At 39.1% G+C, this 26,615-nt stretch carries 25 protein-coding genes and 2 pseudogenes; 17 read left to right on the top strand and 10 right to left on the bottom strand.

The features are described from left to right. Window position 1: 1 nt before the first annotated feature. Window positions 2–931 carry a hypothetical protein gene (locus NOS7107_RS21370; protein WP_015115031.1) on the bottom strand — a complete coding sequence of 310 codons (930 nt, stop codon included), beginning with the start codon at window positions 929–931 and terminating at the stop codon, window positions 2–4. Between the two features lie 44 nt (window positions 932–975). Continuing rightward, on the bottom strand, window positions 976–1,281 hold the full coding sequence (locus NOS7107_RS21365) for a CRISPR-associated protein Csx3 (protein ID WP_015115030.1): 306 nt from the start codon (window positions 1,279–1,281) through the stop codon (window positions 976–978). Window positions 1,282–1,382: 101 nt separating this feature from the next. Here NOS7107_RS21365 and NOS7107_RS21360 point away from each other — a divergent pair, with 101 nt between their 5' ends. From NOS7107_RS21360 to NOS7107_RS21340, 5 genes are all read left to right on the top strand, one after another. Continuing rightward, window positions 1,383–2,741: a TIGR03985 family CRISPR-associated protein gene (locus NOS7107_RS21360; protein ID WP_015115029.1), complete on the top strand. Its 1,359-nt coding sequence runs from the start codon at window positions 1,383–1,385 to the stop codon at window positions 2,739–2,741. 2 nt (window positions 2,742–2,743) lie between these two features. Continuing rightward, window positions 2,744–3,316 carry an HD domain-containing protein gene (locus NOS7107_RS21355; RefSeq protein WP_015115028.1) on the top strand — a complete coding sequence of 191 codons (573 nt, stop codon included), beginning with the start codon at window positions 2,744–2,746 and terminating at the stop codon, window positions 3,314–3,316. A gap of 523 nt (window positions 3,317–3,839) precedes the next feature. Then, window positions 3,840–4,502 (top strand): class I SAM-dependent methyltransferase, encoded by a 663-nt coding sequence (locus NOS7107_RS21350; protein ID WP_015115027.1) that lies wholly within the window; start codon window positions 3,840–3,842, stop codon window positions 4,500–4,502. 34 nt (window positions 4,503–4,536) lie between these two features. Beyond that, a complete protein-coding gene (mnmE, locus tag NOS7107_RS21345; protein ID WP_015115026.1) occupies window positions 4,537–5,931 on the top strand; it encodes a tRNA uridine-5-carboxymethylaminomethyl(34) synthesis GTPase MnmE in 1,395 nt (464 codons plus the stop codon). Window positions 5,932–6,162: 231 nt separating this feature from the next. Further along, window positions 6,163–7,488: an NAD(P)/FAD-dependent oxidoreductase gene (locus tag NOS7107_RS21340; protein WP_015115025.1), complete on the top strand. Its 1,326-nt coding sequence runs from the start codon at window positions 6,163–6,165 to the stop codon at window positions 7,486–7,488. Between the two features lie 148 nt (window positions 7,489–7,636). Here NOS7107_RS21340 and NOS7107_RS21335 read toward each other — a convergent pair whose 3' ends face one another. The 5 genes and pseudogenes from NOS7107_RS21335 to NOS7107_RS21310 form a co-directional block, all read right to left on the bottom strand. Beyond that, complete coding sequence (locus tag NOS7107_RS21335; protein WP_015115024.1) at window positions 7,637–7,975, bottom strand: hypothetical protein; 339 nt, start codon at window positions 7,973–7,975, stop codon at window positions 7,637–7,639. A 70-nt stretch (window positions 7,976–8,045) separates the two neighbouring features. After that, a complete protein-coding gene (locus NOS7107_RS21330) occupies window positions 8,046–8,312 on the bottom strand; it encodes a hypothetical protein (RefSeq protein WP_015115023.1) in 267 nt (88 codons plus the stop codon). 65 nt (window positions 8,313–8,377) lie between these two features. Continuing rightward, window positions 8,378–9,438 (bottom strand): annotated as a pseudogene (locus NOS7107_RS28050) (IS630 family transposase). 270 nt (window positions 9,439–9,708) lie between these two features. Further along, complete coding sequence (locus NOS7107_RS21315; RefSeq protein WP_015115022.1) at window positions 9,709–11,076, bottom strand: NAD(P)/FAD-dependent oxidoreductase; 1,368 nt, start codon at window positions 11,074–11,076, stop codon at window positions 9,709–9,711. A gap of 392 nt (window positions 11,077–11,468) precedes the next feature. Further along, window positions 11,469–11,909 (bottom strand): hypothetical protein, encoded by a 441-nt coding sequence (locus NOS7107_RS21310; RefSeq protein ID WP_015115021.1) that lies wholly within the window; start codon window positions 11,907–11,909, stop codon window positions 11,469–11,471. Between the two features lie 204 nt (window positions 11,910–12,113). Between NOS7107_RS21310 and NOS7107_RS21305 the strand changes: the two genes are divergently transcribed. From NOS7107_RS21305 to NOS7107_RS21275, 7 genes are all read left to right on the top strand, one after another. Further along, a complete protein-coding gene (locus NOS7107_RS21305; protein WP_015115020.1) occupies window positions 12,114–13,169 on the top strand; it encodes a BMP family protein in 1,056 nt (351 codons plus the stop codon). Window positions 13,170–13,228: 59 nt separating this feature from the next. After that, a complete protein-coding gene (locus NOS7107_RS21300; protein WP_015115019.1) occupies window positions 13,229–14,692 on the top strand; it encodes an ABC transporter ATP-binding protein in 1,464 nt (487 codons plus the stop codon). A 1-nt stretch (window position 14,693) separates the two neighbouring features. Continuing rightward, window positions 14,694–14,888 carry a hypothetical protein gene (locus tag NOS7107_RS21295; protein ID WP_015115018.1) on the top strand — a complete coding sequence of 65 codons (195 nt, stop codon included), beginning with the start codon at window positions 14,694–14,696 and terminating at the stop codon, window positions 14,886–14,888. Between the two features lie 93 nt (window positions 14,889–14,981). Beyond that, on the top strand, window positions 14,982–16,010 hold the full coding sequence (locus tag NOS7107_RS21290) for an endonuclease NucS domain-containing protein (protein ID WP_015115017.1): 1,029 nt from the start codon (window positions 14,982–14,984) through the stop codon (window positions 16,008–16,010). A 152-nt stretch (window positions 16,011–16,162) separates the two neighbouring features. Next, the gene (locus NOS7107_RS21285) at window positions 16,163–17,224 is read left to right on the top strand and encodes an ABC transporter permease (protein ID WP_015115016.1); all 1,062 of its coding nucleotides are present in this window, start codon (window positions 16,163–16,165) and stop codon (window positions 17,222–17,224) included. A 72-nt stretch (window positions 17,225–17,296) separates the two neighbouring features. Next, on the top strand, window positions 17,297–18,229 hold the full coding sequence (locus tag NOS7107_RS21280) for an ABC transporter permease (protein ID WP_015115015.1): 933 nt from the start codon (window positions 17,297–17,299) through the stop codon (window positions 18,227–18,229). 333 nt (window positions 18,230–18,562) lie between these two features. Then, window positions 18,563–18,958, top strand: coding sequence for a PleD family two-component system response regulator (locus NOS7107_RS21275; protein WP_015115014.1), 396 nt, complete (start codon window positions 18,563–18,565; stop codon window positions 18,956–18,958). Here NOS7107_RS21275 and NOS7107_RS21270 read toward each other — a convergent pair. Beyond that, the gene (locus tag NOS7107_RS21270) at window positions 18,927–19,331 is read right to left on the bottom strand and encodes a DUF2294 domain-containing protein (protein ID WP_015115013.1); all 405 of its coding nucleotides are present in this window, start codon (window positions 19,329–19,331) and stop codon (window positions 18,927–18,929) included. The genes NOS7107_RS21275 and NOS7107_RS21270 overlap by 32 nt on opposite strands. A 518-nt stretch (window positions 19,332–19,849) precedes the next feature. Continuing rightward, window positions 19,850–20,050: pseudogene (locus tag NOS7107_RS28045) on the bottom strand (hypothetical protein); the annotation flags it as partial. Window positions 20,051–20,494: 444 nt separating this feature from the next. On the opposite strand from NOS7107_RS28045, the gene NOS7107_RS21265 reads away from it, so the two are divergent. The 5 genes from NOS7107_RS21265 (at window position 20,495) to NOS7107_RS21245 (ending at window position 26,068) form a co-directional block, all read left to right on the top strand. After that, a complete protein-coding gene (locus NOS7107_RS21265) occupies window positions 20,495–20,965 on the top strand; it encodes a tetratricopeptide repeat protein (RefSeq protein WP_015115012.1) in 471 nt (156 codons plus the stop codon). Window positions 20,966–21,022: 57 nt separating this feature from the next. Continuing rightward, window positions 21,023–21,655, top strand: coding sequence for an ABC transporter substrate-binding protein (locus NOS7107_RS21260; protein ID WP_015115011.1), 633 nt, complete (start codon window positions 21,023–21,025; stop codon window positions 21,653–21,655). Between the two features lie 112 nt (window positions 21,656–21,767). Further along, window positions 21,768–23,120 carry an FAD-binding oxidoreductase gene (locus NOS7107_RS21255; protein WP_015115010.1) on the top strand — a complete coding sequence of 451 codons (1,353 nt, stop codon included), beginning with the start codon at window positions 21,768–21,770 and terminating at the stop codon, window positions 23,118–23,120. 270 nt (window positions 23,121–23,390) lie between these two features. Beyond that, a complete protein-coding gene (locus NOS7107_RS21250; RefSeq protein ID WP_015115009.1) occupies window positions 23,391–24,674 on the top strand; it encodes an FAD-binding oxidoreductase in 1,284 nt (427 codons plus the stop codon). Window positions 24,675–24,706: 32 nt separating this feature from the next. Then, window positions 24,707–26,068: a (Fe-S)-binding protein gene (locus NOS7107_RS21245; RefSeq protein ID WP_015115008.1), complete on the top strand. Its 1,362-nt coding sequence runs from the start codon at window positions 24,707–24,709 to the stop codon at window positions 26,066–26,068. A gap of 164 nt (window positions 26,069–26,232) precedes the next feature. Here NOS7107_RS21245 and NOS7107_RS21240 read toward each other — a convergent pair whose 3' ends face one another. Then, entirely contained in the window at window positions 26,233–26,592 is a 360-nt protein-coding gene (locus NOS7107_RS21240) for a hypothetical protein (RefSeq protein WP_015115007.1), read from the bottom strand. Window positions 26,593–26,615 lie beyond the last annotated feature (23 nt).

Here is a 26,615-nt window from a genome sequence, read left to right as displayed (position 1 = left end):
TTTAAAGCGAACTACCACACAACCCCGCCAAAACCCGCGCCAAAGCCTGCACCATCGGACGGCTAGAAACATCCTCTCCCCGTTTGAGGGAATGAACACTGCCAGTTAGTAAAGGCGATCGCGTAACAATGTGATCTTCTGTACCGTAAAAATCACTATCAAGATTAGCAATGATATGTATATTCAAATCTCGACAAAACTCTTCCCATCGCGGAACTTCTTCCTTAGCCCGATCGCCTGCTAAAATTACCGCATGAGTCGCTTCACGCATAATCAGCCGATTTTCTTCAGTAATTTGTCCACCCACATCAATAATATTTAGTGGTGTATTGGCACTCCTTACCCACCCAGCCGCTTTTTGTGCAAATTCTGGGGTGAATTTGGCTTTATACTCATCTTTCAATCGTTTGGCTAAATCTAAATCGCGCCGCGCCGCATCAGAAAACCACGCACCTTCACCATCTGGACAAGCGGTAATTACATAAGGATAAGGTGCGCCTTTAATATTGCTGATTGCTTGCTTTAAACCTTCACGCAGACATGATTTACCTGACTGTGGAGGGCCACAAAGTACAACTTTGATAGCAGATTTAATCTTTTGTGGTTCATCTGTTTCAACAAGTTCACCCAATTTGTAAGCAGGTGTATGGGTAGCCGCAACTATATAAGTTTTATATCCTTGTTTGCCAATTTTGGGGTCGAAAATTGCGATCGCACCATACAGTTGAGATATCTTATGTGCTATCAAATAACTCACGGCTACAGATGCAGGTCCATCAATCTTTAGCAGTTTGCCTCCAGAAAGTTCACCTGATACCACCATCTCATCTAAACGTACTGCTGCATCCCGCACTACTTGATCGCCATTACCGGGTTTGCCAAATCTGACTTTTAAAACGTCGCCTTCTAAATTAATGTGATAGGTTGTCATATAAGTTTTTAGTAGCTACACTCATCTCCTTGATCAATCAAATATCAATCAATTAAGTCTCCTAGTTTATACGAAGGATTGTGTGTGATACAAATGACATATTTACCTAACTTCGGATCGTAAAAAGCAACAGCACCATATATATGAGCGAGTTTATGTGCTAGAACAAATGCTACAGGAATAGAAATCGGCCCGTTAATTTTGAGTAGCTGTCCTCCGGCTAATTCTCCTGATGCAGACATCTCTTCTAATCTGGCGGCTGCATCACGTACAATCTGATCATTTTGGGCGGGTTCGCCAAAACTAACTCGTAATAAATCTTCTTTAATTTCAATTTTATAGGTAGACATTGCCGTTGCTTTGATTTGCTGGATACATCATACACGCCGTTGGAAAAGTTATCTTCCAAAAGGCTGTATCTTAAAGAAAGTTATTTGTTGAAATTAACTTAGTGTCTGAATTTGTATTTCAAGATTTACCACAAGTTGATTTGCTGCAATGGTTAGCACGGGGTTCACTCAAGCAAAAACTGTTGCGGACAATTCGGTTGTGGGTGTGGTTGCGTTCAATTTACGGTGGTCATCAAGAATGTTTAATGTTGGATGATGGCTTTACTTATACAGAATGGCGAGATGCTTTTTTTAGCCCCACTCATACTAAAGGCGAAGAAATTCCGCATTTACATGACTCTCGTTGTGCTTGTGCAAAAACAACAGCCCAATGGTTATTTAATGAAAATACTGGAATTTTTACTGACCAATGGCAAGAATTATTAATTGCTCATACTGGGATAACAGAATCTAAATTAGATGAAATCTTGCAACAAAGATTGTTTGCTGTAACTCGTCGTTCTTTGCATGGTGATTTACAAGTTTTAGTTAATTTGCATTGGCTGATTTATCGAAATGATAAATATTATCGTGTTATTGAATTTCCGGCGCGTCCAATTGCGGCAAAATCTGACGATAATTATGAATTGAATTTTCTGCACGAAGATTTGGTAGGATTTGCCGAAAATCACTCGCAAAAAATTAACGGAGTCCAAAGATTTTTTCTCAAGTTAGATTATATTACACCCCGCAGTAACTTAGATGCTGTTGATGATTGGCAACATCAATTAAGAGAATTATGGACAAAAACTTTAGTCGCACCAATTCAACTAACTTACAAAAGTGCCAAAGTAGGAAATAAAGTTAATTGCATTGTTTATCCAGTCTGTATTTACTATATTCAAAGAGCAGTATATTTATGTGCTTATGGTGAAAGTCCTGATATTCAGAATCAATGGTATAACTTTCGCCTTGATCATATTCAAAAAATACAGCCTTTAACCTGGGATAATGCCAAAATTCCAGTAAATTTACAACAAGATTATCAAAGACATACTTTACCCACACCTGATTATGTAGCTTTAGAAATGTCGAAAGCTTGGGGGTTTGATTTTTATTTACCTGCACAATTGATGTTGCTGCGGTTTGATAGAGATTTTGGCGATCGCTATGTTAAAGGTACCGAACGTCATGAAACATTTCAAGAAATTTCTTATGAGCAAGTACAGAAATTAATCAAACAAAAACTAACAGAATCGACACAACAACAAGCTTTATTAAAAGTTCTTGCTAATCGTTCATCAGAAGATGCTTATTACCAAGTATTTATTAGATATCAAGATGCCAAAAATCGAGATAATAACGTGATGATGCGTTTACGTGCTTGGCGACCGAAATGTGAAGTTATCTTTCCTGATGAACTTAGACAAAGTATTGCGGCTGATGTCGCTCAAGAATTTCAGCTTTATCATCAAGATTGATTATGAATACAGTACAATTAACAGCTAAATTTGAATCAGCATTAGTGTATGCAACTCGTCTTCATGCTAATCAAACCCGCAAAATTAGCGGTGTTCCTTATATCAGTCATTTACTGAGTGTCGCCGCACTTGTTTTAGAAGCTGGCGGAAGTGAAGCAGAGGCGATCGCAGCTTTATTACACGATAGCATAGAAGATCAAGGGGGAAAATCCACCCGTGAAGAAATCCGCCAGCGTTTCGGTGAGACAGTTGTTGCAATAGTCGATGGTTGCACAGAATCTGACACATACCCCAAACCACCGTGGGAAGAACGCAAGCAAAGGTATTTAGAAAATCTGCGTTCTGCTTCACCTTCAATTAGGTTAGTCTCTTTAGCTGATAAACTGCATAATGCTAGGTCATTATTAGCCGACTTACGCCAATATGGTGGCAGCGTTTGGCAAGAGTTTAAAGCTGGTAGAGAAGGAACTATTTGGTTTTACCAAGAGTTACAACAAGTTTATCTTGCAACTGGTTCAGACTTTTTGACTGAGGAATTTTCACGCGTCATTCAAGAACTCTGCAATGAAAGTTAAAAATTTGTGGCGTTGTCTAATTTCGGGATGATTGATTTCCTTCCAAGGGAGTCAGGATAATGATAATATATTGTTGTATTTCTGCGTTGAAAAATGCCTATAGATAAACCTTGGATCGAAAAATCAAGCCAAGGTTTACTGATAGATTTTGCTTTCACTTACATATCGTAAGCTGGTGCATTTTTACCCTGGATATTAGCCAAATATATTCAACTGAGATTAATTCTCCTCACAGCCTAAATACGCTCTTAATCTGACCACAAAAAACAAAGTACACAACTTTACTAGTGATAAAGAATTTAGGTCTCTTTATCTGTTTTTAAGTTAGCTATTAATTTTGGAGGATTAATCACTCTGAAGATGGAACCAGATTTTCTGGTAACTCAATCTGGAGGGGGAAATATATTCAGTAAAATATTGAGAACGAACCGCAGAGACACAGAGAACGCAGAGAGAATGAGAGATTATTTGCAGAGTGATTTAAAATTACTATGTATTGCCAATTACAGCGCCTTTTATCTTGATGACTACTCAAACGTTGGGTTTGGAAGAAAATTTATATGAATATTTACTATCTGTATCGGTGCGGGAAGCGGAAATATTAACGCAACTACGCCAAGAAACCGCCCAACATCCAATGGGGAGAATGCAAATTGCACCAGAACAAGGGCAGTTGATGTCTTTGCTGGTACAGTTAATTGGAGCGCAGAAAACTTTAGAAATTGGCGTATTTACGGGCTATAGTACTTTAGTTGTGGCGTTAGCATTGCCAAAAACAGGCAAAGTCGTAGCTTGTGATATTAGTGAAGAGTTTACCGCGATCGCTCGTCGTTATTGGCAACAAGCCGGAGTCGCCGAGAAAATAGACCTACATATCGCCCCAGCACTGGAAACTTTAGACCGTTTGTTAGCCAGTGGTGAAGCCGAAACTTTTGATTTTGCGTTCATCGATGCCGACAAAAGCAACTATGATGGTTATTACGAGCGATCGCTGCAACTAATACGTCCGGGTGGATTAATTGCTATTGATAATGTTTTATGGTCGGGTAGAGTTGCAGATCCTCAAGTACAAGACAATCGCACCAAAAAAATCCGCGCTTTCAATCAAAAATTACATCAAGACTTCCGCGTCACCCTCAGTTTAATCCCCATTGCCGATGGTTTAACCTTGGCACGCAAAAATTAACTCTAAAAAGACCTTTGCGTGAGATAAATAAACAATGTCAGAAATTTTTGCCACCACTGGAACCATCACCGCGATCGCTACTGCTGTTGTCCCCCAACAAGGTAGTGTCAGTATTGTACGCATGTCTGGTTCCCAGGCAATGGCGATCGCCCAAACGTTATTTCACGCACCAGGAAAGCAAGCTTGGGAAAGTCACCGCATTCTCTACGGTTATATTCGCCACCCCCAGACGCAACAACTGATAGATGAAGCCTTACTGTTGATTATGCAAGCGCCTCGTTCCTACACTCGTGAAGATGTGGTGGAATTTCATTGTCATGGTGGGATTATTGCTGTACAACAAGTTTTGCAATTATGTCTAGAAAATGGCGCAAGACTAGCACAGCCAGGAGAATTTACACTCCGAGCATTTTTAAATGGCAGACTAGATTTAACCCAAGCTGAAAGTATTGCTGATTTAGTCGGGGCGAAATCTCCTCAAGCCGCCCAAACTGCTTTAGCTGGTTTACAAGGAAAATTAGCTCATCCCATCCGCCAGTTACGCGCTAACTGTTTGGATATTTTGGCTGAAATTGAAGCCAGAATCGATTTTGAGGAAGATTTACCCCCGCTTGATGATAGGAGTATCATATCAGAAATTGACAAGATTACTGCCGAAATTACCCACTTATTAGCTACTAAAGATCAAGGTGAACTGTTGCGTACAGGCTTAAAAGTGGCAATTGTCGGTCGTCCGAATGTGGGTAAGTCGAGCTTGTTGAACGCTTGGAGCCGGAGCGATCGCGCCATTGTGACAGATTTACCAGGCACAACCCGCGATGTGGTGGAATCGCAATTAGTTGTGGGCGGCATTCCTGTACAAGTACTAGACACCGCAGGCATTCGAGAAACCGCAGACCAAGTAGAAAAAATTGGCGTAGAGCGATCGCGTCGTGCTGCTAATGCTGCCGATTTAGTTTTGTTTACCATCGATGCTGGCGCAGGTTGGACTGAAGGCGACCAAGAAATTTACACCCAAGTACAACACCGTCCCTTAATTTTAGTCATTAACAAAGTTGATTTAGTTGATGAAACTACAAGCAAAGACCTCCAATCAAAAATCCAAAATCCAAAATCTAAAATCCTCACTGCCGCCTCTCAAAATCAAGGTATAAATGATTTAGAAACAGCCATTTTAGCAAAAGTCAAACTAGAAAAAATTCAAGCGGCTGATATGGATTTAGCAATTAATCAAAGACAAGCAGCCGCTTTAACTCAAGCTAAAATCTCCTTAGAACAAGTACAAGCTACAATTTCTCAACAATTACCCCTTGATTTTTGGACAATTGATTTACGCGGTGCAATTCAAGCATTAGGAGAAATTACTGGTGAAGAAGTTACAGAGTCAGTTTTAGATAGAATTTTTAGTCGATTTTGTATTGGTAAATAAGCTTATTCACGCTGCACTTTATACTGCTGATAAATGCTTATAACTTAATTTAGGAGGGCTTTGGGTAAAGTACTACTAACAAAAAATTTTGTCAGCATCGGGATTAATTTTATAACTTTGACTACTTTTTGTGTTTTTTAAATTGTGATAAATAAACGGCAACCTGATGATAATGCTGTTACATATTTGTTAAGAACGTTGTTACTTTTCTTAACACAAGGAAATGTTTTTATGGAAGTCTCAGGTGATAAAAATAAACCACATCAGGTAGTAATTATTGGTGGTGGCTTTGGTGGATTATATACAGCCAAACATCTTGGTAAAGCTAATGTCAATGTTACTCTGATTGATAAACGTAACTTTCATTTATTCCAGCCACTTTTATATCAAGTTGCCACAGGTACTTTATCACCTGGGGACATTTCCTCACCATTGCGAGTCGTATTCAGCAAAAGCAAAAATACCCAAGTATTGTTGGGAGAAGTCAGCGATATTGACCCCAAAGCCCAAAAAGTGATGATGGGTGATCAAGTAATACCCTACGACACATTAGTGGTGGCTACAGGCGCTAATCATTCTTATTTTGGCAAAGATCACTGGGAAGATGTTGCGCCTGGCTTAAAAACTGTGGAAGATGCGATAGAAATGCGTCGGCGGATATTTGGTGCATTTGAAGCCGCAGAAAAAGAAACTGATCCCGAAAAACGTCGTGCTTGGTTGACTTTTGTGCTTGTGGGTGGTGGCCCTACAGGGGTAGAATTGGCAGGTGCGATCGCTGAATTAGCATACAAAACTCTCAAAGAAGATTTTCGCAGCATCGACACCTCAGAAACCAGAATTTTATTATTGCAAGGGGGCGATCGCATTCTCCCACACATTGCCCCAGAATTATCGGAAGTAGCTGCACAATCTTTGCAGAAGTTGGGTGCAGTTATCCACACAAACACCAGGGTGACAAACATTGAAAATGACACAGTTACTTTCAAGCAAGGCGGTGAAGTTAAAGAAATTGCCACAAAAACCATATTGTGGGCCGCAGGTGTCAAAGCTTCTCCAATGGGGCAAATCTTAGCAGAACGCACAGGTGTAGATTGCGACCACGCCGGACGCGTAATTGTCGAACCAGACTTGACTGTTAGGGACTATAAAAACATTTTTGTAGTTGGGGATTTAGGCAATTTTTCTCATCAAACTGGTAAACCCTTAGCGGGTGTTGCACCCGTAGCTAAACAACAAGGAGAGTACGTAGCTAAACTTATTAAAAAACGCCTTAAAGGTCATACTTTGCCACAATTCCATTACAACGATGTAGGTAGTTTGGCAATGATTGGGCAAAATTTAGCTGTTGTCGATTTAGGCTTTATCAAACTCCAAGGTTTCCTAGCTTGGGCATTTTGGCTATTAGTTCACATCTACTTCTTAATCGAGTTTGACACCAAATTACTAGTAGTATTTCAGTGGGCGTGGAATTATATTACTCGGAATCGTCGCTCTAGATTAATCACAGGTCGAGAAGCATTTGTTGAAGCAAAACCTGTCAGCAGTGGTAGTCATTAGCTGTAGCTAATTTCTAACATTAAAACTTCAAGCTGCAAACAAGGCATTTTTGCAACCATAATCAGGGTCATTTTGCTAATGCAAATATCTACTAAGTACAAACTTATAGATACGCTCTCGCGCCTATTTGTTTTGCAGCTTTAGTATCTTACTGTGGGTTCCTCAGTTTTTGTTGTAATCTAAATGTCTCCAACTCTTGTCTTTGTTGTTGTCTAAGTCTATCTATTACTAATGGCTCAAATTGTTGTTGTCTGAGTTGATTTTCGACACTAAATTGTTCGATTCGATGTTGTTGTTGTAGTCTAATTTCATCTTGTCGTTGTCTAAATCTTTGCCAGAGTTCTTGAGAAGTTGATTGTTTTTTTATGTACTGTTGGTTTTGGCCTATCTTCCGGTTGGTATCAGCCTGTACAGAAGAATAAATTCCTAAATTTGTTGTCAGAATTACAAATAGTAACGCTGCTTTGATTTTCACTAAATTATTCATAAATTCTTCTCAGCAGTTTTGTAGAGCAGCAATATTGCTCAATCAAAATACGTCTATATACCAGCCAAGACTATCGGGATTTCCGTTTTGACTTGGGTGGTGTTCTGTGTGTACCAAAGTATTTTTCACTCCGATAACGCAGCCACACACGTAACACTTGGGGAATTTGCTCTTTTTCATCTTTAGTCAGTTTGTTGTAAAGAGCTAATGCTCGTTCACGCTCACCCCGACAAGCAGCGTTGTTATGAGCATCCCAATAGCTACGGGCTACTCGAATTCGCCGACAGACTTCTTTAATTAACGCTTCACCGATGAGTGGAGTTTCTTGGTTAGCCATCTGCAAATACTGGAATTTGATCAATCGTTACTAATGACATCGTAGCGATTTTGACTGATAAGTAGCTAGGCGCAATTAAATATAAAACGCTCAAGAGCATATCCATCCTTAAGGCTTCTGGCTTCAATGCCATCAATAATAGCCATCGCTAAATCATAATTATTATCAAACATCTGTCCAGCAATTTCATGAGTCTTCAATTGATGCCACTCCTCCTCAATTCGATTCATTTGAGAACAATAGGGTGGTAAGAAAAACAAGTATAGTCCTTGTTCTTGCCATTGTTGCCATCGTTGTTTTGCTTTGTTACTCCGATGCAAGGAGCCATTGTCTTGAACAACCACAGTGATTTGACCAGTTTCATCTAAAGTTTGTTGTGCTTTAGCTGCAACCAAATCCATCACTTCAATGTAACGCGGTGTTTTGAACCCACCTTGAACTAAGGCATACTCAAAACTGGTTTGAGGTTCCCATAAACCCAAAATGCTAATACGACCACCACGACTACCTACTTGTGGCATGAGTTTTTGGCTACCAATACGGCTGTAACTATAGCTGACAGGACTCCAACGACAACATCCAGATTCGTCAAGGTATTTCAGTTCAACATAACCATCTGCTGCCGCTTGCTTCAAGATATCTAGGTCTGCTTGTTTAAGTTCTCGTTTGTCTGGATCTTGTTTCCCTTTATGGCTATGACGCGTGCGTTTCCATCTCCAGCCTTTTTTTTGAGCAAACGTCGCAGACGGTCTGGACTGAGCTGTACATTTCTCTGTTGAGCCAACTTTTGTGATAACTGCAAACTGTTATAGGTACGGGGTTCTACCTCTAAACAATGCTCTAAGTATGCTAAGTCCGCTTCCAGCCATTTACGCTTTGCTCCTCGTCCTGCTCTTTCCCACAATCCCCCCAATCCCAAGCTCTGCCATCGCCGCAGTGTTGCTCTTACCGTATGTTCGTGACATTCAAAAATCTGGGCAATTGCTGGTACATTCCATCCTTGAGCATTTAATCGAATCATGTGGGCGCGATCTCGTGTGCGTTGAGGAACGGTTGTCGCTTCTCGCAACTGAGCCAGTGTCAAATCTTCTAAATCTGTTAATGTCACTCGTAATGGAGCAGGCATCTAGTCGCATCTGTTTTTGAACTCACTTTATCTTATATTTAATTGCAACCAGCTACTTATGAGCAAATGGCAACCTCTACAACTACTGACAAAATGGCTGATAAATGATGAATCTTGAATCAAAATAATATGAATAAATTTTCGGAAAAATACTATATATATTGTAGTTTTTTCTCGATAAACTATAGATATCTGTTTTAAAAGTTAAATCTAGTTAAATAAGAAGCGATCGCAGTCAGTAATTTGAGGATTTACGCAGAGATAAACGGATTAGGCATTTAATGGCTGTCTATTGTTGGCTGGTGTGTAATGATTTCTGCTATGGCTATCTTCAAATGTAGCGAATGCTAAAGATTCTTTTTCGGTAATCAATCTGGCGCTACGTTTGCGGGTGAGGTAGTTCCATCCCCACTGAATCATCACTAAGACTTTACTGTCAAACTCAATTAAGAAGTAGATGTGAATCAATAGCCAGAATACCCATGCAGAGAAGCCTTTCAATTTGATCAAACCTATGTCTACAACGGCTGAATTTTTGCCAATCATGGCTAGGTTGCCAAAATCAGTGTATTTAAATGGTCGCAGGGTTTTACCTTGCAGGCGTTTTTGAATTAATGCTGCAACGTATTCGCCTTCTTGTTTGGCTACAGGTGCGACTCCAGGTAGGGGTTGACCGTTTTGGTGGGAGAAGTTGGCTAAGTCTCCAACAACGAAAATGTTTTTATGTCCTTTAATGCTTAAGTCTGGTTCAACAATCACTCTTCCGCTGCGATCGCATTCTACACCAGTTTTTTCGGTTAAGACTTTACCCATTGCTGAACCTTGCACGCCTGCTGCCCATAATACAGTTTTGGCTGCTATTTCTTTGAATTCATCACCTTGCTTGAGGGTAATGATGTCATTTTCAATGTTGGTGACTCTGGTTTTTTTCTGAACAATCACACCCAGTTGTGTTAAGGATTTTTCTGCTTCTTGGGATAATTCTGGCGAAATGTGTGGGAGGATGCGATCGCCACCTTGTAATAGTAAAATTTTAGTTTCGGAGGTGTTGATGTTGCGGAAGTCTTCTTGCAGGGTTTTATATGCTAATTCGGCGATCGCACCTGCTAATTCTACCCCTGTTGGGCCAGCACCCACAATTACAAAAGTCAGCAAAGCACGGCGTTTTTCTGGATCAGTTTCATGTTCTGCTGCTTCAAATGCCTTGAATATCCGTCGACGCATTTCAATTGCATCTTCAACGGTTTTCAAGCCAGGCGCAACTTCTCTCCAGTTATCTTTACCAAAGTAGGAATGCTTTGCACCTGTAGCAACAATTAAGGTATCATAAGGGATTATTCTATCAGTCAAAATAACTTGTTGTGCTTCTGGATTAATATCATTTACTTCTCCTAGCACCACTTTGGTATTTTTGCTTTTGCTGAGGATAGAGCGCAATGGCGCAGAAATATCAGCAGGTGATAGCGCCCCAGTAGCAACTTGATATAAAAGCGGCTGAAATAAATGAAAGTTTCGTTTATCGATAAGGGTAACATTGACATTCGCCTTGGCAAGTGCCTTTGCTGCATATAGTCCACCAAAGCCACCACCAATGATTACGACTTCATGTGGTTGATGATTCTCAAGTGAAGCTTGCATAATTAATATTTCCTTGTGTTAAGAGGTTTGTAACTATTCTTAAATAATTTGTAACAAATTCATGATAATTGTTACAGTCTATGTTGAACATTTGGAAAAATAATTAAATTCATCCAAGTTACTAATTTTGAGTTTTCTAGTACTATTTACTCAAATCGCATTTTGATTAATAAGTTTGAAAGCCTTGTCTTATCAGCATCAGAGAGAATGAGGTATTAGGTATAATTAATCAATTTCGGATGATTATGAGTGCTGTAAATTTATCTTTATTGATAATCAGCGACTAACTAAATATTTGGAAATAAAATGAGTGAACACTCTCAAATATATTAAGAATTAAATATCAGTAATTTATACTTAGAGATTTTAATTCACCACTTTGTGATAAGTACCTATTGAGCATGAGGTTTTAACAGCGCTATAGATAAAACTTGATAACCTTCACCTTGAGTCATACATTGGCCATCAGCATCTAAAGGACAAGCAGTTTCAGCAAGATTTGGACGAGTACCTTGTACATACTTGGCGGTAATCTCAACTTGTTGATGATGAAATGATTGCAATTTGGTATGAGAAACTTGAAGCGATGGACGCAAAATTAATCTATTTTGCTTTGATGTATCGGTAATCAGAAAAAATTCCTCGCCTTGATAAGCGCGAAGCGACATCACAGGCGGAATTGCTTCATAAATCAATTTTCCCCGGAAGGTAGATATTTGAGATTGATTCACTCTATTTAATTCCTGTGCTGGGTTATCTTTAGGCTGAATTTTCTGTGTGTCTACAATTCCGGTAAATTGACCTAGCATTAAAATTAGTTGTAGTAAATCCATAGATTACTGTGTATTTATTGATATAAAATAATTAATTTTATTTCAGTAATTAGGCTGCTACTGTGATGAGACTCACAACGTACAAACAGGTATGGCTTTTATATGACACGCGCACGTAAAATCCAAGATGGTTATTTTTCTAACTCTAGGTGAACAATTACGAGTAATTTAGTAGTGAACATGAATTAATCAATAGGCTAGTGTATGAGACTAAATATTAGTCGCCGTCAATTTGTTTTTTATGGTTCAGCTACCTTTGCTACCAGCTTATTACTCAAAGCTTGTAGCAGTAACCAAACCCAGACACCCACAGCCAGTAGTGGCGCTGAAGGGTTTAAAATAGCGATCGCCCTCCCTGGAGTCATCAGCGATAAAGCCTGGAATCAGTCTGGTTACGAAGGCGTAAACCTAGCTAAACAAAAGCTGGGTGCAGAAGTCGCATATATAGAACAAGTCGCCCAAGCCGACCAAACAGAAGTATTAACAGACTTTGCCCGCAAAGGGTACAATTTAGTTTTTGCTCACGGCGGACAATTTGATGCAGCAGTAGAACAAGTTGCAACACAATTTCCCAATACATTTTTTGTCGGTGTGAATGGGAATGTGAAAGGCGAAAATATCGCTTCTTTACGCATAGATCATTTGCAAGGTAGCTATTTGTGCGGGATTATTGCTGCTGATATGACCAAATCTAATAAATTAGCTTACATTGCTGGGCAACAATTTCAAGCCACCCAAGAAGAATTACGCGGCTTTGAATTAGGTGCAAAATCAGTTAACCCAAATATTCAAATTGTTTCCACATTTACAGGCGATTGGAATGATGTCGCTAAAGCTAAAGAAGCAACACTCGCCTTAATTTCTGCTGGAGCAGATGTGATTTATCAATGGTTAGATAGCGCCTCACCAGCAGTTTTACAAACCGCCAGCGATAAAGGCATTTACGCCTTTGGAAATACAAAAGACCAATTAGATGTTGCCCCAAAAGCAGTATTAACTAGTGCAGTAAAAAGATTAGATTTAGCTATATCTTACTTAGCAGAATTAGCTAAACAAAAACAATTAAAAGGGCAAATATATGCCATCGGGTTAGAAAGACCAGATATCTTGAATTTAGGAAACTTTGCCGCAGTCGTACCAGAACAAGTGAAAAATAACGCCCTGAAAGTAAAACAAGAAATTATTGATAAAAAACTGACGTTTGAAAATTGCAAAGAAGCTGGTAAAGATACACGTTGCGTCAAGAAAGCACCAGCATAATTAGATAAGCCTTCAATAATAACTCCGCGGAACTCTGCGTTTAAAAAGCCATAAATTAAATGCTTTACTTAGAAAACATCACTAAAAGCTTTGGCTCATTTGTTGCTAACGATAACATTAGCTTTAGCGTTGATTCAGGTAAAATTCATGCAATTCTAGGTGAGAATGGTGCAGGTAAGACTACTTTAATGAAAATTATTAGTGGTTTATATCAACCCGATGCTGGACAAATTTACATCCAAGATAACCCAGTTAAAATTACCTCACCTAATGTTGCAACAAAACTAGGTATTGGCATGATTTACCAACACTTCATGCTGATACCACAGTTGACTGTTACTGAAAATATTATCTTGGGTTTAGAAAATAGCTGGCGCTTAAATCTCCGACAAAAACATCAAAAAATCACGGCTTTATCTCAAACTTATGGTTTAGAAGTTGACCCCACAGCAAAAGTAGCAGATTTACCGGTGGGAACACAACAACGTATCGAAATTCTCAAAGTTCTTTACCGCCAAGCTAAACTTTTAATTCTCGATGAACCAACCGCAGTCCTCACACCACCAGAGGTTAAATCGTTAATTTTTATCTTGCGTCAATTAGCCTCGGCGGGTAACACAATTATTTTTATCAGTCACAAATTAGAAGAAGTAATTAACCTTTGTGATACAGTCACAATATTACGCCGGGGAAAAGTCATCGCCACCACTACTACTAAAGCCGCAACACCTCAGAAGTTAGCAGAATTAATGGTAGGGAATAAAGTTGATTTACACCCTAATAAATCACCAGCTTTAGCAGGGAAAGTAATTTTATCAGTGCAGAATTTACACGTTGCAGATGATAGAAATCTTCATGCTGTGCGTGATGTTTCTTTTCAACTACACGCCGGGGAGATATTAGGAATTGCTGGTGTTGATGGCAATGGACAAAGAGAATTAGCAGATTCAATCACAGGTTTACGCAAAATTAGACAAGGTAAAATTAATTTAGATAATTCTCAAACTATTGCTTATATCCCTGAAGATAGGCAAAAGATAGGTTTAATATTGCAATTTAGCATTGCCCAAAATTTAATTTTAAAAGCTTTTCAAAAATTGCCCTTTTGTCGTCATTATCTATTACAACCAGCAGCCATTAAAAACCACGCCCAAGCTGCAATGCAAACATTTGATATCCGCGCGACAGGAGAAAATATCAAAGTTAGTCAACTTTCGGGTGGAAATCAACAAAAAGTAGTTTTAGCGCGAGAACTTGCGGGTGAACCTAACTTAATTATCGCTATGCAACCTACACGAGGCTTAGATGTGGGGGCGACAGCGATGGTACATTCGCAGTTGTTAGCAGAACGCGATCGCGGTGCGGCAATATTGTATATTTCTACTGAGTTAGAAGAAATCATGGCTATGAGCGATCGCATTGCCGTAATCTACAGAGGAGAGTTCGTCGCTATTTTAGACGCACAGACGGCAACAGTGGAAGAAATTGGTTTATTAATGGCTGGGGGGACAACTATAAAGTAAAATGCCAAATCTTTACATAATTGGTGGTGCAAATGGTTCAGGAAAAACAACTGTTGCAATGAGTTTATTGCCGAACTTTTTAGACTGCTTTGAGTACGTGAATGCAGATGCTATTGCGGCTGGGCTATCTCCATTAAATCCTAATTCAATGGCTATAGAATCAATTAATGATTACCAGACTACACACTCTATCTAATTCATTTATTGAGAAATAGTGAGAATCCTAGTAAGTAGACATCGATTGGTAAAGTATGTTAACTTGACTTGATTTACTTGAGGCTTAACTACTATGTCACAAGATATTAAAATTTGGGATGTGTCTACCACTGGTATTCTTAGTGAAATAAAAAAATCTAAGCTTGATTTTGAAAAGCGTCTACAAAATTGGTTAGAGCAAGATATTTCTATTATTTCACCTAACTTATTAGTAATCGGAAAAGAAGTTGAAACAGGTTACGGTGGATTTATAGACCTTTTATGCCTAGATCAAAAAGGAGATATTTTCATTATAGAATTAAAACGCGGCAAAACTCCCAGAGAAGTTACTGCTCAAGCCTTAGATTATGCTTCTTGGGTAAAATATTTATCAAATGACCATATTACTAATATTGCAAATAGTTACTTGATAAATAAATATAATCTAGAGCTAGATAAGGCTTTTCAAAAAAATTTTAAGACAGAATTACCAGAAGTTATAAATACAAATCATCATATATTAATTGTTGCTTCTGAAATAGATAGTAGCTCTGAAAGAATTATTAATTATTTATCAGACAGTTATGGAGTTAGTATTAATGCGGTAACTTTTCAGTACTTCCGTAGTGAAGATGGTAGAGAATTATTAGCAAGAGTATTTTTAATTGAACCAAATCAGGTAGAAGAGAACACACAACGACAAAATAATTCTAAAAGACAGCCAAATTTATCTTATGCAGAGCTTGAAGAAATTGCTAGGAGGCATGGTTTAGAAAAAATATATTTTGAACTTTATACTAATTTAGTAGATAAATATTTTACCGTTGTTTCAACAACAAGAAGTTCATTGAGTTTCAAAAAAAGTAATAAAACTATATTTACTTTAATTCCAGTAGAAAGCAATGGGGAGAAAGGTCTAAAATTTCGTATATACACAACAAGATTTGCAGAATCCTTGGGGATAAGTCTAGAAGAAGTAATAAGTTTATTACCAACATCAAAATATGCCTGGGAAAATTATCCTGGTGCTACACTTGATTGGTCTGGACATGAAGGATTCTTTAAGAATTTAGATGAAGTTGGGCAATTTATTACAAAATTAAATAAATTAACTCAAAAATGACTTTAAGGTAAGCCACTAAATCTCTTCATCCTCCTCATATATACCTGCCCAACTTACCGCATAGTCAGAAAGCAATAGAGTATCTCGTCATTTTTGCTTTGAGGTGTCATGGTATTCACAGAAATTAAATTTGATGATTATCTTTACTATAAATGACACTAATTAATCGGATTCACCCAGCATTATTACCAATCTTATCACCGCTAATTGCGATCGCCTCTGCCCTCATAGTTGGTGCTATTCTCATCATATTTGCAGGCGCAAACCCTATCACTGCATACACAGCCTTATTTCAAGAGTCACTTGCCAATTACTTTGGTTTTGGTAACACCCTTACCAAAATGACACCCCTATTATTCACTAGTTTAGGTGTCTTAGTTGCGTTAAAGGCTGGTCAATTTAATATCGGTGGCGAAGGACAAATTTATCTGGGTGCGTTGGGAAGTGCTTTAATTGGGTTATATGTGCAAGGCTTACCAGCAATTATTCATATTCCCTTAACTTTGTTCGCGGGATTTATTTTTGGTGCGGTTTGGGGATGGATACCAGGTTATTTGAAAGCTGTACGGGGAGTGAATGAAGTTATTACAACTTTGCTGCTGAATTATGTTGCGGTGAATTTGGTTAGCTATTTGGTACAAAATCCTTTAAAAGCACCAGCCGCACCTAGTCCTTATTCACCTTTAATTGCCAAGTCTGCCCAGTTACCAATTATTTTACCGGGGAGTCTTGCCCATGTAGGAATTATCTTAGCGTTAATGGCAGCAATTATATTATGGGTTTTGTTAGAGATATCGCCTCTAGGATACCAAATTACCGCCGTCGGATTAAACCCAGTTGCTGCCCGTTATGCCGGAATGTCGGTAGAACGCACCATTATGTTAGTCATGGCGTTAGCTGGTGGTTTCGCTGGGTTAGCGGGTGCTAGTGAAGTGACGGGGTTGAAATATCGTTTATTTGAACAAGTTTCTCCTGGTTATGGCTTTGATGCTATTGCGATCGCTTTCTTAAGTCGCGGTAATATTGGCGGTGTAGTCCTAACTTCATTATTTTTCGCCGCCTTGCGTAGTGGTGCAAACGTCATGCAACGTAGCGCCGGTGTCCCAGTTACTGTAGTTTATGCTATTCAAGGTTTGACTATATTATTTATTGCTGTCAGTCTCGCCTTTGAAAAACAGATAAGAATTAAACCGCAGAGTGACGCAGAGACTTAACGCACAGTCTCGCAGAAACTTCTCCGTGTTCCTCCGCGTTTACCTTAGCGATACTCTGCGTTAAAAAATCCGATGAATAACCTCAACTTCTTCTCTGATTATCTCGTCGCTAGTTTACACCTTGGTGTCCCCCTAGCTTTTGCATCCTTGGGCGGATTATATTCTGAAAGGTCGGGAGTATTAAATATTGCCTTAGAAGGAATGTTGCTGACTGGTGCTTTTAGTAGTGCAGTAGCTACCTTCTATACCGGGAATGTCTGGGTTGGTATCCTCGCCGCCTTAATAACTGGGGGTTTAGTGGGTTTACTCCACGCTTTTTTATGCGTGACTTTACACGTTGACCAGTTAGTATCGGGGTTAGCAATTAATTTGGTAGCTGCTGGGTTAACTGCGTTTTTCGCACGGTTGGTGTTTAACGGTGCTAACACCCAAAGATTACCAGGAATTGAGCCTTTGATCATTCCTGGTTTGGCAAATATCCCCGTGTTGGGAGTGCTGTTGTTTCAGCAAGATATTCTTGTCTATTTACTGCTAATTTTAATTGCTGTTAGTGTATACATTTTATTTCATACCAGCTTTGGCTTAACTTTGCGGGCGGTGGGGGAACATCCCCAGGCGGCGGTGACGGCTGGGATATCCATAGTTATGGTGCGCTACTGTGCGGTAGTGCTGAGTGGCTGTTTAGCAAGTTTAGGTGGCGCGTATCTAGTTTTGGTGCAAATTCGATTTTTCAGCGAAGGGATGAGTTCAGGTAGAGGATTTATTGCGATCGCTGCTTTAATTTTTGGTAGATGGCATCCTATAGGTAGTACTTTAGCTTGTTTATTGTTTGGCGCGACAGAAGCTTTACAGTTGCGTATCCAGGCTTTGGGTGTTAACATTCCTTACCAGTTTCTAGTTATGTTACCTTATGCGATCGCTTTGTTCGCATTACTAGGATTAGCTGGTAAAGCTTTACCCCCAAAGGCATTGGGCGTTAATTATTTTCCCGAAAATCGCGGATGAGAATACATCCTATAACAGTGGTTAGAAAATTTGATACTTTCTACAGTTGCACATAACCCTTGCGAAAATGTACACTTTTAATCATGATGTTTGCTTGATAGTGCCATTAGCTTGTCATTGTCTACCCTTAACTTCAGCATAGACAATCAACCTAGTGAGTCATGTACGAGCTAGTTCATCTCCAGCCGCATAATAGCCGCGTGAAGATAACCTCGTAAACCGTTCAAATATTATTTACCAGAGAATGCTACCTCGCTAAAAGCGAGGTCGTTTTTCGATTGAAAATGTAGAAATCGGGTAGGTAGTCTTTAATTTAAAGGTGACTTGTTGTTTATGAATGGACAGCCACTGATATTAGTTGTAGAAGAAAATATACATAATTTAGAACTGCTAAACTTTCACCTCAAAACATTACATTATTCTTGCATTTGTGCCAAACAAGGCATCAAGGCTTTGATAGTTGCACAAACACATCAACCTGATTTAATCATCTTAGATATGATGATTTCTGATATTAGTGGCGGTCAAGTGATTGATTACCTCAAGCGCGAGAAAAAAACTGCCAAAATTCCCGTCATTGCAGCTATCCCTTGGTATCTAGAACAAAATTCCGAGCGCTTATTTTTAACGGGTATTAATGGCTATCTCACAAAACCATATAATTTGAAGAAATTAGAGTTGCTATTATCTTGTCATCTCACTCAGTTAAATTCTTCCAGTTTGCTTTAGGAATAGATTCAGGATTCCGCACTTCTGGTAACTGTCGTAAAACTACAATTATCCCAGTCCTTCCTGTAGCTAAATTTGTATTTGTCATCAAGTCAAGTATTGGCTTGCCAATAATTTCTTCAATCAAATTTTGCATCTGTGGTTTAATAATTTTGTCTAAAAATAAGCGGACTTGTTCTGCTAAATTCTCATACCCACCAGATATTAGTGTCACCTCAACAGGAGAAGCCGATTTTTCTAAAGAAATCACCAATTCTGTATCAAAAAAATGACATACAACTTGGCTAGGACGCTGCCCTAGTTGTTCATAATACAAAGCACTGATACGCTGTGCAATTTCTCTCTCAAGTTGTCCAATAGTTGGGTATGACATTATTTTCGTCAGTATTTATGCTCTAGTGGTTTGATTAGTTGAGTATGGTTTCAATAAAATTATGATTGATTCACATAATATCTATTCATATTATATATATCATTCTATGTAAACAATCAATATTAGATTAAAATATATTTTTTTGTATTTAATTTTGCTAAAATATTTATCCATTTTAAATAATTAAAAACTTATAGTTTAATCATAACTTAGCTATTATCACTTAAAAACAAGCCATATCAAGTGAAATATTGATTGTAGAGATAAAAAGGAAGAGGAGAAAACTTGTTATTTATAGAAATAATGTGTTTGTCCAGAATCAGCGCACTTATCTCAGCTATAGTAGATGATAAAGGATTTTATAATGGGTGCTATCTTGTCTAAAACAATCAACTATTTATAGACGGGATATTCAACCTAGGTCAAGATAGAATTATTCTTATGCCGTTAGCAACAGATAACAACTGTTAAGTTTTATATTAAACTATGTTCTGAAATTATCTCTAATGTCGATTCTTTTTGGGCATATTGATATGCGCTTTAGTAATGGCAATTGTCGGGTGGATATCGTAACCCTGTTGTAAATAAATAGAGAAAAATTCTGCTGCCATCGCCCCAAAGGGATCAAGTGAAACAATTTTATCAGGGTCAGCCCAACTTGGATGGGAGATTTGCTCAATCGAGGAAGTATTGCTTAAATCAGCGCGATGGTCTGTTTGTCTTTGGCATAGCCATACAATTTTAGATTTTAGATTTTAGATTTTAGATTTGCCCCACAGTCAAATGAGGGCTTGAAAATCCTAAATTTAGGATTTTTGCTTGATTTCAGAGAAAAATCCATATCCTATCCGATTCAAGAACCATTATTCATAAATTTATGTACTGTTTTTATGAATTATTAGTCACTCAGTAGTTGTCAACTATCTTTAGTAAGTTTTTTGTTTTTAATCTGCGGTTTTTTAATGACTAATTGTTTACAACTCTGTTATGTAGAGTTTCGTATTTGTCAGTATTGGTTAATACAATTACTAACACAAAATTTGCTGTTTATTCATACTAGTGTGGAATAAGTTTAAAGATGACATTAAATATCACTGAGGAGATAATTTTGTGCGAAAGTTATTAATAAGGTAAAAACACTAATCTCTAAATCTCTCAAATTCATGGATTCTTTATCTATTAATTCCTTACTTGAAGATTTGAAGAACCCTAATGCTTCTGTCCGGGAAAAAGCAACTAAGAAATTGTGGCGGATCTGGTTTCAGCAAAAGGGAATTCATGGTCTGGAAAAAATCGACCAAAGTCAAAAATTACTGGATGCTGGTAAAACTACTGAATCTGAGTCACTGTTAACCCAACTGATTCAAGAACAGCCTGACTTTGCCGAAGCCTGGAATCGTCGAGCTTTTCTGTACTACAGCGTTGGTAAATATAAAGAATCTCTGGCGGACTGTCAGATGGTTATCCAAATTAATCCAGTGCATTTTGGTGCATTACATGGTATGGGCTTATGTTATGCCGCCATTGGTCAGTATCTGGATGCTATTAAAGCCTTTAAACGTGCTTTAACAATCCAACCCTATTCTTTAGTAAATCAAAAATTGATTTTAGAATGTACACTCAGGCTCAGTTAAAACATCTGTCTGATTGCATTCTTTTGTTTTCTGAATCCGTTACCACCCTCAACAACAGTGATTCATCGCTTTAGTCGCCGTCAGTTGATTCAGTATGGTTCCATTTGGATAACTAGCAGCTTGCTTGCTGCTTGCACCAACAGTAACCAACCAGCAAATTCTAGTTCACAGTTAGATAAAGTCAGCTTTGGTACAAACTGGTATGCACAAGCAGAACACGGCGGATTTTATCAAGCGATCGCCACAGGTATTGATCAAAAGCACGGTCTAGATGTCACCATTAAAATGGGCGGCCCGCAAGTACCTAGCGGCACTCAGTTGTTAGTAGGGGGTGCAGTTGATTTCTTTATGGGATATGGCATCAATGCCATTAAAGCCATTGCCCAACAAATCCCCAAAATTACCGTTGCGGACATCTTTCAAAAAGACCCGCAATGTCTGATCTCCCATCCCAACACAGCAACTAAAACTCTTGCCGACCTCAAAGGCAAACCAATTTACATCTCAGCAGGAAATATCACCTATTGGCCAATTCTCAAAATTAAGTATGGTTTTACCGACGACCAAAAACGCCCCTACAACTTTAATTCCGCCCCCTTCTTAGCAGACGAAACTTCTGCACAACAAGGTTACATCACCTCAAAACCCTACGCGACAACTGAGGTATATCGCCAGCAGACCGAAATTTAGCCTTATATTTAAGTAAATGGCATGAAAACTAATAAAACGCAGAGTAACGCAAAAAAATTCTCAGCGTACCTCCGCGTAAACCTTAGCGCCCCTCTGCGTTAAACAAAAAACTATGGCAACTATCGATTTAGATAACCTCCACACTGCTTTTACAGATATAGAAACCATCACCGACCCCCACCAAGTAGCTAAATTATCTCAGGACTACCACACCTTTAGCCCTGTCCTTATACCCAAGTTAGCAGGCAAAGTCGGAGATATTGTTGTGCGTCCGGCAAATGAAGCGGAAGTGATAAAAGTAGCGGCTACCTGTGCAAAGTTACGTATACCAATAACTGTACGTGGTGCGGGAACTGGAAATTATGGGCAGTGCGTACCGATGCACGGTGGCGTAATTTTAGACATGACCAAGATGCAGGAAATTCTCTGGGTAAAACCAGGGGTAGCGCGGGTACAAGCTGGGGTGAAATTAGCCGCCTTAGATAAAAAAGCAAAGGGAAGTGGCTGGGAAATACGAATGGCACCCTCAACCTATCGCACAGCAACTATTGGCGGGTTTATCGCTGGTGGGAGTGGTGGTATTGGGTCGATACAGTATGGGTTACTGGGCGATCGCGGCAATATTTTGGCCTTGCGCGTGGTAACTTTAGAAGATGAACCCCGTGTAATCGAACTGCGTGGTGACGATGTGCAGAAAGTTAACCACGCTTGGGGAATTAACGGCATTATTACTGAAGTTGAAATTCCTCTAGCACCTGCTTATCCTTGGGCGGAAGTTATTGTCACCTTTGACGACTTCATAACAGCCGCTAAGTTTGGTCAGTCTCTCGGTAACGCCGATGGGATGATCAAAAAAATCATCTCTATCTTTGCCTCACCTATCCCGCAATATTTTAGCCCCCTACATCAATATATTCCTGATGGTACTCATACAGCATTATTAATGGTTGCCGAAACCAGTTTAGAATTATTACCTGGTTTAGTAGAGCAATACGGCGGTCAAATTACTTATCAAAAACCAGCCCAAGAAGCAGGTAAAGGCTTAAATTTGGCTGAATTTACCTGGAATCACACCACCTTACACGCCCGGAGTGCCGATACTTCTATTACTTACTTACAATCTATCTTCCCCGCCGACAAAGGTTTAGAACTAGTAGAAGAGTTGTATGATTATTTCGGTGAGGAAGTGATGATGCACTTAGAATTTATTCGCGTCAATGGCCGAGTTATACCTGCGGCTTTACAACTTGTGCGTTACACCACCGAAACACGCCTGAATGAGATTATTCGCTACCACGAAGCGAAAGGTGTGTTTATCGCTAATCCTCATACCTGTATTATTGAAGACGGCGGCAGAAAAGTAATTGACCCTGAACAGTTGAAATTTAAAGAAATGGTCGACCCATATATGTTAATGAATCCTGGTAAGAGTAGAGTACTGGAATTCAAAGTAATAAAAAATTAAGATTTTTAACACAAAAGTGCGCGGAAGTTTACGCCAAGGTACGCAGAGGTTTTGCTTTAAAATAGTTAGGACTTACGCAAAACACCTCTCAAACTCTCATTTCTCCGTGACCTCTGCGTCTCTGTGGTTCGATTTTCCGTAGCCTGTGCGTAAGTCCTGATAGTTAAACGCAGCTTCATCCGCGTAGCCTGCGGCAAGTCGCTTACACGTCTACATCAGCGGTTAATTATTTCTGCTTGTACCTCACTCAAAGAATGCGACAATAAACTCATGAAAGCGATCGCTACTGATATTGCATCTATTGTTGGCGAAGAAAATACTGTTCTTTGGGAAAATCTAGAAGCCAGTCAACAAAAACCTATTCAACAGGCGACAGTTTCTGTAAATCCCCCTAATTGTATTGTCTATCCCCGCACTCAAGCACAATTAGCCCAAATAATTGCCACTGCCTATCAAAATAAGTGGCGTGTTCTGCCCTGTGGTAGTGGTAGTAAACTTAATTGGGGTGGTTTAGCCAAAGACATTGATGTTGTAGTCAGTACAGAACGAATTAACCAACTCATTGAACACGCGGTTGGTGATTTGACTATAACCGTGGAAGCTGGGATGAAATTTACCCATCTCCAAGGAATTTTGGCAAAATCACGCCAATTTCTCGCCCTTGAGCCGACTGCACCCGATGCAGCCACTATTGGTGGTATTGTGGCTACTGGTGATACAGGTTCTCTGCGACAACGTTATGGAAGTGTCCGAGACCAATTGTTAGGTATTACTTTTATCCGTGCTGATGGACAAGTGGCTAAAGCTGGTGGACGAGTTGTCAAAAACGTTGCCGGCTACGACTTAATGAAGTTATTTACTGGGTCTTACGGCACATTAGGAATTATCAGTCAAGTAACTTTTCGTGTGTATCCGATGCAAGAAGTATCGGGAACTGTGGTGTTAACTGGTACAGCCGAAGCTATATCTCAAGCAGCCTCTACATTACGAGGTTCGGCGTTAACACCAACTCAGGCTGATTTACTATCTGCACAACTTGTATCTAACTTAGATTTAGGTCAAGGATTAGGATTAATTGCCCGTTTTCAAAGTATTAGTGAAAGTGTCAAAGAACAATCAAACCGACTTTTAGAACTCGGCACACAGTTAGGTTTAAATGGGGCAATATACGCCGATGCTGATGATATTAATCTATGGAAGAGATTGCAAAAACAAATCAAGAGTAGTAGCACAGATTCGGCAATTACTTGCAAAATAGGAATATTACCTAGTGCGGCTGTGGAGATTTTGCAGCAGGTGAAAGTTGGGTTGATTCATAACAGTAGCGGTTTAGGCTGGCTAGAATTAGAGGAGAAAAATCAGGTTTTGAAATTGCGCGATCGCACTCAAGCTCATCAAGGCTTCTTAACTATTTTAACTGCACCTGTAGCAGTCAAGCAAAATATTGATGTTTGGGGATACACAGGTAATGCTTTGCCCTTAATGCGAGGCATTAAAGCACAGTTTGATAGTCAAAATATTTTAAGTCCGGGTCGATTTGTGGGTGGAATTTAACTAACCACAAAGTTCGCAAAGAGAGGGGAAATATGCAAGTTTCAGAAAATTCTGTTAACAACACTGCTAGTATTAAAAACTTACAAGGATTTGATGCCAATCATCCACCTGACCCAAAATTGATTGATACTTGTGTACATTGTGGATTTTGTCTTTCAACTTGTCCTAGTTATCGAGTAATTGGTAAAGAGATGGATTCTCCCAGAGGGCGTATCTATCTGATGGATGCAATTAATGAAGGTGAAATTGCTTTAAATACAGCCACAGTCGAACATTTTGATAGTTGTTTAGGTTGTCTTGCTTGTGTTTCCACTTGTCCTTCCGGCGTACAATATGACAAACTAATTTCCGCTACTCGCCACCAAGTTGAACGTAATTATCCCCGTAGTTTACCAGATAAACTTATCCGTCAACTGATATTTTCTTTGTTTCCCAACCCAGATATTTTACGCATTTTACTTGTACCGTTATTTGTTTATCAAAAGTTAGGATTTTCTAAGTTATTACAGTCAACTGGCATTCTCAAAAATATCTCTCCAAGGTTGGCAGCAATGGAATCAATTCTGCCACAAATCACTGCCAAATCTTTTCAAGATAATTTACCAGATATTATTCCCGCCAAAGGCACAAAACGCTATCGAGTCGGAATGATTTTAGGATGTGTGCAACGGCTGTTTTTCTCCCCAGTGAATGAGGCGACAGTGCGAGTATTAACAGCTAATGGTTGTGAAGTTGTGATTCCTAAATCTCAAGGCTGTTGTGCTGCACTTCCCGAACACCAAGGACAAACAGAACAAGCCAAAGCTTTAGCACGACAAATGATTGATAGTTTTGCTGATACTGATGTCGATTTTGTCATTATCAATGCTGCTGGTTGTGGACATACTTTAAAAGAATACGGTCACATTTTAGCGGATGATCCAGAGTATCGAGAAAAGGCTGAGAATTTTGCTGCTAAAGTTAAAGACGCGCAAGAATTTTTAGCAACTGTTGGGTTAACCACTAAACTATCACCACTCACAGATAAACCTTTAACTTTGGTTTATCAAGATGCTTGTCATTTATTACATGGGCAGAAAATTAGTTTGCAACCCCGTCAATTATTGCGCCAAATTCCCGGCGTGACTTTACGAGAACCTTTAGACGCGGCTTTGTGTTGTGGTAGTGCTGGGGTTTATAACTTGTTGCAACCAGAAGTCGCAGAGGAATTAGGTAAGCAAAAAGTCCAGAATTTATTAAATACTGGTGCTAATTTAATTGCTTCTCCGAATCCTGGTTGTGCTTTACAGATTACCAAACATTTAGAATTGCAAGGTAAAAATATTGCTGTGATGCACCCAATGGAGTTGTTAGATTATGCAATTCAAGGTTTGAAATTAAGCCTTGGCGACTAGAAGTCGCGGCTACATAGACAAAACAAAACAAAACCCACCAAGGTGGGTTCAAAACCTTTGATTTTTGATTAGTTCAGAGAATAGTAGGTTGGGTGTAGCGATAGCGTAACCCAACAAAGTCTTGAGCATGTTGGGTTCCGTTCCTCCACCCAACCTACACCAGTCTAAGTTGTTGCTTGTTGTCCTAGCCAGTTAACTCTGATTAATTCACGTTCACTAAAAAGACACCATTCAATTAACTGGCGCACAGACGATGGAGTAATAATCGAATCTATTTCCCATTGTGGACAAAGTACACGAATCCATTTATTACCTGCATCTGGTAGCCCAGGAAATTCTTTACCAAGGATAATTAAATAACATGTTGATTTAGGCTGTTGTAAATGATAATTAACAATAAAATTTTTATTTTCAGAAATTACGTGTAAGACAAAATCACTTGAATCTGGGTCATCTTTTACATACCAGATAAATTTACGATTATTAATTACAATTTTCCGCCGATTTTTAGTGCTGACAGCCATAATCTCAAACTCTTATAACTTTG

This window comes from Nostoc sp. PCC 7107 (assembly GCF_000316625.1).
Classification (GTDB): Bacteria; Cyanobacteriota; Cyanobacteriia; order Cyanobacteriales; family Nostocaceae; genus Nostoc_B.
The sequence above is the reverse complement of the archived record's forward strand: the minus strand, read 5'-3'. Positions and strand labels throughout refer to the sequence as shown.